This is a genomic window from Streptococcus penaeicida, assembly GCF_002887775.1.
In the GTDB taxonomy this organism is placed as follows: Bacteria; Bacillota; Bacilli; order Lactobacillales; family Streptococcaceae; genus Streptococcus; species Streptococcus penaeicida.
Window position 1 is genome coordinate 84,249 of sequence record NZ_LOCM01000020.1, and the last position, 6,299, is coordinate 90,547.

Consider the following 6,299-nt stretch of genomic DNA (forward strand, 5'->3'; position numbering starts at 1 on the left):
TATTTATTGTATCACGAAACAACTGAATGTCAACTTTATCATACAAGCAAGACTCAAGAGGATACAAAGCAAAGCATTTCTATCATGTTCTTTTTTTGCTATAATAAGGCTATGAATGAAAATCTTTTAAAAACGGGTGAGCGTATTGACCAACTTTATTCAGACCAAGTTAAAATAATTCAAAATAAAGATGTTTTTTCTTATTCTATAGATAGTGTCCTTCTCTCCCGTTTTCCAAAAATACCTAGCAGAGGGTTAATCGTCGACCTTTGTTCAGGAAACGGGGCCGTTGGCCTTTTTGCTAGTCAACAAACAAGAGCACGAATCGTGGAAGTTGAAATCCAAGAAAGACTTGCTGATATGGCCCAACGTTCCATCAAACTCAATCATTTAGAAGAACAAGTTTCCATGGTCCGTGATGATTTAAAAAATCTCCTCGATTACGTTCCTAGATCAGGAGTTGATTTAATTCTTTGTAATCCACCTTATTTCAAAGCAAGTGAAACATCTAAAAAAAATCTCTCTGAGCATTATCTTTTAGCCCGACATGAAATTACTACAAATTTAGAAGAAATTTGTCAAATCAGTCGACATGCCCTAAAATCAAATGGTCGTTTGGCTCTGGTTCATCGGCCCGATCGTTTCATTGATATTCTAGATTGTTTAAGACAATATGGCTTAGCTCCAAAACGCATTCAATTTGTTTATCCCAAAGTAGGAAAAGACGCTAATATGCTCTTAATTGAAGCCATCAAAGATGGCTCTATTGAAGGATTAAAAATTCTGCCACCACTGATTGTCCACCAAGACAATGGAGACTACACTGAACAAATTAAGCAGATTTATTTTGGTTCACATGAAAATGAAAAAGAAAGTAAAAACCTATGAAAAAATTTTTCCTCCTCGGTAACCTCATCTTATTTTGCTTAGTTGTCATTGTTGCACTTTTTTTATGGTTTCGTAATACAGATGGCACTGGTGCCATTCAAACTGCGGGTGCAAAAATGGTCACCGAATTAGTCTGGTTTATCTTCTATTTTATTATCTTGGCCTTGCAAGCTCTCTTTTTATTAATCAAAAAGGCTTTCAGTCATGACAGATAAGCAAGCATATATGTACGTATTAGAGTGTGCCGATGGAACACTTTATACTGGTTATACCACTGATTTAGAAAATAGATTGAAAAAGCACAATACTGGCAAAGGGGCAAAATACACCCGTGCTCGCTTACCTGTTAACCTTATATATAGTGAAACTTTTCCAAATAAACAAGAAGCCATGAGCGCCGAAGCTCTCTTCAAAAAACGGAAAACACGTCAACAAAAATTAGATTATATCAAAGAGCATCTAAAAAAATAAAATACTTAGTCCAAAAAATAAAGACATGAGAACAATTCCCATGTCTTTTAGATTATACTGTCTCAGGTTTTACTTCGACTTCTTTGACTTCTTTGATTGGGAGTTTTAAAATATCTGAAAGTATCAATGGCACTAATTCGACTTTAACTTCAGAATACTGTAACCCAAACCAACGGGTAGGTGTTGCTGTGAAGTGTTTAATATTTGATTTGGTTTGCATAATGAAACGTTCGAAACCTGTTAATTGTCTAGCTTGAGAGACCCGTTCTTCAATGATGACAAAGCGGAAATCCCCAACTTCACGTCCTGGTGAAATCGAATATTCTTGTACTTGTTTCGGTAAGCGACCACTTTCCATCAAATCTTGAACAATGGTTCTCAGATAACGAGGAACGGTTTGAGGCATTCTAAAACCAAGGTAAAGTTCTACTTTAACCATATAATCCGTATCCATCATATCAACCTTATATTTAGCTGTGTAGGGTTCATCTGTAACTTTTACATTCACAAACCAATAAACTTTAGCTCGTTTTGGTCGTTTGTCTAAGATAGAATAGAGAATGGATTTATCAATCATGTTATCTTTAATACGGTTAGTTAAATAGACAACATTAGTTTGGTACAAATCAATTGATGTGTCATCGCGAAGAGCTTTAATTTGATCACGGTAGTCCAAAAGGTTAAGTGACTTAACATACTTAAAGACAATTTTTGTTCCACGATGCCAGATGAACATAAGGGAAATAATGGTAAAAGCTATGATAACAACAACATAGCCACCATGAAGGAATTTAACGGCTGACGCCAGAAGAAGATAAACTCGATAATGGCGAAGAATGACATGACTAAATGTGCCAACATTGACTTCATTCCTCGTTTGATTAAATAATAATTTAAGAGGATGGTTGTCATTAACATGGTAATGGTAATGGCTAGACCATATGCTGATTCCATATGTGCTGAATTTCGGAAATAAAGAACTGTACTTGATGTGATTAAGAACAAAACCCAGTTAATCACTGGAATGTATAATTGTCCTAAATTCTCACCCGGATAGGTAACTCTAAAGAGTGGGAAAATTTTCAAGCGCATTGCTTCTGCAACTAGGGTAAATGACCCAGTAATTAATGCTTGCGATGCAATAATGGCTGCCATTGTGGCAAGGATTACGGCGTAAACCCGGAAGTTTTCTGGGACGCTTGCAAAGAAGGGATTTAATTCAATGCCACTATTTTTATTGGCTAAAATCCAAGCACCCTGCCCACAATAAGATAAGACGATACAGGCTTTTACAAAAGGCCAGCTGACATATATATTCCCCCGACCAACGTGACCTAAATCAGAATAAAGGGCTTCTGCTCCGGTGGTAGCAAGAAAAATAGATCCTAAGATAAAGATTCCCCGATGGTTTTCTGGGCTCATTAATAAATGGATAGCGTAGTAAGGGTTAATTGCCCTGAAAATTTCCAAGTGTCCTAAACTGTTAATTAGACCCATAAGGCCAAGAAAACTGAACCAAACTAACATGACTGGACCAAATAGCTTACCGATTAAACTGGTTCCAAATCGCTGGATACTAAATAGCATTAAGAGTATCATTAATGTGGTTATGATGACATTTGTTTGATTATTATAAATTGTATCTATTCCAGGTACTGCCTTTAGACCTTCAATGGCGGAGGTTACTGTCACTGCTGGCGTTAGAGCTCCATCTGATAGTAAGGTAGCTCCACCTATCATTGCTGGTACGATTAACCATTTGGACATTTTTCGAACCAAAGTATAAAGGGAGAAAATTCCCCCTTCGTGATGGTTATCAGCTTTCAAGGCAATCCAAACATATTTAACAGTTGTAATTAAGGTCAGGGTCCAAATAATGAGTGAAACTGAACCTAGAATGAATTGTTCAGACATTTGTGTCAAACCACCCTGGTTCTCAACTAATGACTGCATGGTATAGAGGGGACTTGTTCCTATATCTCCATATACAATTCCGAGTGCGATTACAAATCCGGCTTTTGTAGCTTTATCAAAAGACGGGTGATTGGCATTGGACATCCAATCGTCCTCCTAATTTTTCATTAAAAATACCAAAAATGGTTGCCACCATTATAACAAATTCTATACTAAAAAGATATGATAGACCTATAAAAAAAGAGAGCTGAAAACGAATTCAACTCACTTTTTGGATTATTCACCTTTATGACGAATGACAAACCCTGAATCTTTTTTATTTGATTTTTTGTCTTTATTAAAGAATTCACTCGCATTACGTTTTGGTTTACGTTTGAAGTCACGTCCACCACCGTTTTCGTCACGTTTATCTTTACGACGGTCATCACGTTTTTCACCACCACGACGGTCATCACGTTTACCACGGTATCCGCCTCCACGACGGTCACCATCACGTCCACCACCACGACGATTGTCACGTCCACGGCCACCTTTAGCTGATTTTTTACCACCACCATGGCCACCACCAACATATTTAAATGGCAATGGTTTTTCACGAGCAATCTCAACTTCTGGTTGGTCAGCTGGATCTTGGACAGTTAAGCTTAAGATGTATAATGCTAACTCTTCAGGTGTAAATTCAGAGGCAAGTTGGATAGCATCACCTTTAAATTTATCAAAGTTTGAACGAATTGTTTCGTCTGCGAAATCACGTTCAATCTTTTTAAGTGCCACTTTCTTTTTAGCTTGGAAAGCTTCTTCAGCAGTTGCTGGTTTAAGTGGTTTCATTTGTTTCTTGGTGAGGTTCTCAATCATAGTCAAGTAACCCATTTCGTTTGGTGAAACGAATGTGATTGATTCCCCTGATTTACCTGCACGTCCAGTACGTCCAATACGGTGAACATAGCTTTCTGGATCCTGTGTAATATCATAGTTATAAACGTGGGTTACGTTTGAAATATCTAATCCACGTGCAGCAACGTCTGTTGCTACCAAGATATCAACTTGGTCCCCTTTGAAGTCACGAATAACACGTAAACGTTTATTCTGGTCAAGATCACCATGGATACCTTCTGCACGGAAACCACGTAATTTCAAACCACGTGTAATTTCATCGACACGACGTTTTGTACGACCAAAAACGATTGAAAGTTCTGGTTGATCAACGTCCATCAAACGTGTCATAGTATCAAATTTTTCTTGTTCCTTAACACGAACGTAATATTGTTCAACATTAACGTTGGTTAATTCTTTATTTTTAATTTGGACATGCTCTGGATTTTTCATGAACTTAACGCCGATTTGTTTAATTGGATCTGGCATAGTTGCAGAAAAGAGCAGGGTTTGGCGTTCAGCAGGAACGCGGCTGATAATTGCTTCAATATCTTCTAAGAAGCCCATGTTAAGCATTTCGTCAGCTTCATCAAGGATAAGTGTTTCAACATGGTCAAGTCTTAATGCTTTTCGTTTAATCAAGTCAAGCAAACGACCTGGAGTACCTACAACAATATGAGCACCAGATTTAAGGGCTTTAATTTGTTTGTCAATACTTGCGCCACCATATACTGAGCGGACTTTAACACCTTTATCACGACCGAAACGGAAGAGTTCTTCTTGACTCTGAACAGCAAGTTCACGAGTTGGTGCAATAACGAGTGCTTGGATAATGTTTTCATCCGTGCGGATCTTATTCAAGGTTGGAAGTCCAAAAGCAGCTGTTTTACCAGTTCCTGTTTGTGCTTGACCAATGACATCTTTTCCTTCTAATGCTAGTGGAATCGTCATCTCTTGGATTGGAGATGCTTGTTCAAAACCTGCTGTTACAACAGCTGATTGGATGTCTTCTGATAAGTTTAATTCTGTAAATTTCAAATGTTTCTCTTTTCTAAAAAAGCAGTGCGAAGCTGCCTTATAAGCCTTTATAGTTCTGTCGTTCAAATAACAACTAGACTAGTTTAACACAATTAAATCTAAAAAGATAGGAAAGACCTTATGAAAGTGTTTTTACAAAAGTCATGGTAAAATAGATCTAAGGGTAAAATGATTTTACTAAAATTAATAGAAAATATAATGGTAAGAATTTATGAACTATAAGGGAATTGTTTTTTTTGACTTAGACGGGACACTACTTGATGCTTCATCTCATGTTTCTTCTGAAAATCGACAAGCATTAGACCAACTTCGTGCCAATGGCTATCTTCCAGTTATCGCTACTGGTCGTTCCATTTTAGAATTAGAAAATGTCTTGGAAGAATCTGGTATCAATTCAGTAGCCATGCTCAATGGTATGGTGGTTCAAGTTAACAATGAGATTATTTTTTCAGAAACAATTGATAATGACGATATCACAAAAACATTAGAGTTAGCCCGTAGTTTAGGTGAAAGTATCGCTTATTATACCCCGGAAGAGTTGGTATTAGCTGGACAGTCTCCGGGCTTGATTGGTCACTTCAACTACTTCCATGGCCCTATTCCCCGAACCGACCCTAGCTACTACTTAGATGTAGACATCAATATGATTCTGGTAGGTGGTTCCAACATTGAAAACGACCATCTTTATGTAGAAGCAGTTCCTAATCTTTGTTTTTTAAGGAATAGTCCCTATTCAATAGACGTCGTAAAAAAAGGATTTAACAAAGGTACAGGCGTTGATATTATCAAACGTGCTTTGAACTTAGATGATGTCCCGACATATGGATTTGGGGATGGAGGCAATGATTTGGACCTGCTCAAGGCTGTTGACCATCCAGTTGCAATGGAAAATGCAATCCCTCAACTGAAAGAATTAGCGGAATTTATCACCCATAAAAACACAGAAGACGGTATCGCCTTCGGCTTAAAATATTACGGACTTATCTAGAAGAGTCTGGGACAAAAGTCTACACGACTATAACAAAAAAGCAACGGTTTTTGCCGTTGCTTTTTGCATGGTTGCGATAGTCTTGATAAAATAGAATTGTCTAAAAACACTTTAGAAAGGCTACCTC

General features: G+C 37.5%; 5 protein-coding genes and 1 pseudogene. 4 read left to right on the plus strand and 2 right to left on the minus strand.

Annotated elements, in window-relative coordinates:
* The first annotated feature begins 111 nt into the window (after window positions 1-111).
* The 3 genes from AT575_RS05270 to AT575_RS05280 are packed head-to-tail and all read left to right on the plus strand — an operon-like array spanning window position 112 to window position 1,359.
* Window positions 112-888, plus strand: coding sequence for a tRNA1(Val) (adenine(37)-N6)-methyltransferase (locus tag AT575_RS05270; RefSeq protein WP_102777471.1), 777 nt, complete (start codon window positions 112-114; stop codon window positions 886-888).
* A complete protein-coding gene (locus tag AT575_RS05275) occupies window positions 885-1,103 on the plus strand; it encodes a DUF3923 family protein (protein WP_102777465.1) in 219 nt (72 codons plus the stop codon). The genes AT575_RS05270 and AT575_RS05275 overlap by 4 nt, the downstream gene beginning before the upstream one ends.
* Complete coding sequence (locus tag AT575_RS05280; protein WP_102777466.1) at window positions 1,093-1,359, plus strand: GIY-YIG nuclease family protein; 267 nt, start codon at window positions 1,093-1,095, stop codon at window positions 1,357-1,359. The genes AT575_RS05275 and AT575_RS05280 overlap by 11 nt, the downstream gene beginning before the upstream one ends.
* A 52-nt stretch (window positions 1,360-1,411) precedes the next feature.
* Here the strand turns inward: AT575_RS05280 and AT575_RS05285 are convergent.
* Both AT575_RS05285 and cshA read right to left on the minus strand, forming a co-directional pair.
* Window positions 1,412-3,417 (minus strand): annotated as a pseudogene (locus AT575_RS05285) (KUP/HAK/KT family potassium transporter).
* 132 nt (window positions 3,418-3,549) lie between these two features.
* Entirely contained in the window at window positions 3,550-5,184 is a 1,635-nt protein-coding gene (gene cshA, locus AT575_RS05290; protein ID WP_102777467.1) for a degradosome RNA helicase CshA, read from the minus strand.
* 211 nt (window positions 5,185-5,395) lie between these two features.
* Between cshA and AT575_RS05295 the strand changes: the two genes are divergently transcribed.
* On the plus strand, window positions 5,396-6,172 hold the full coding sequence (locus tag AT575_RS05295) for a Cof-type HAD-IIB family hydrolase (RefSeq protein ID WP_102777468.1): 777 nt from the start codon (window positions 5,396-5,398) through the stop codon (window positions 6,170-6,172).
* The last annotated feature ends 127 nt before the right edge of the window (window positions 6,173-6,299 follow it).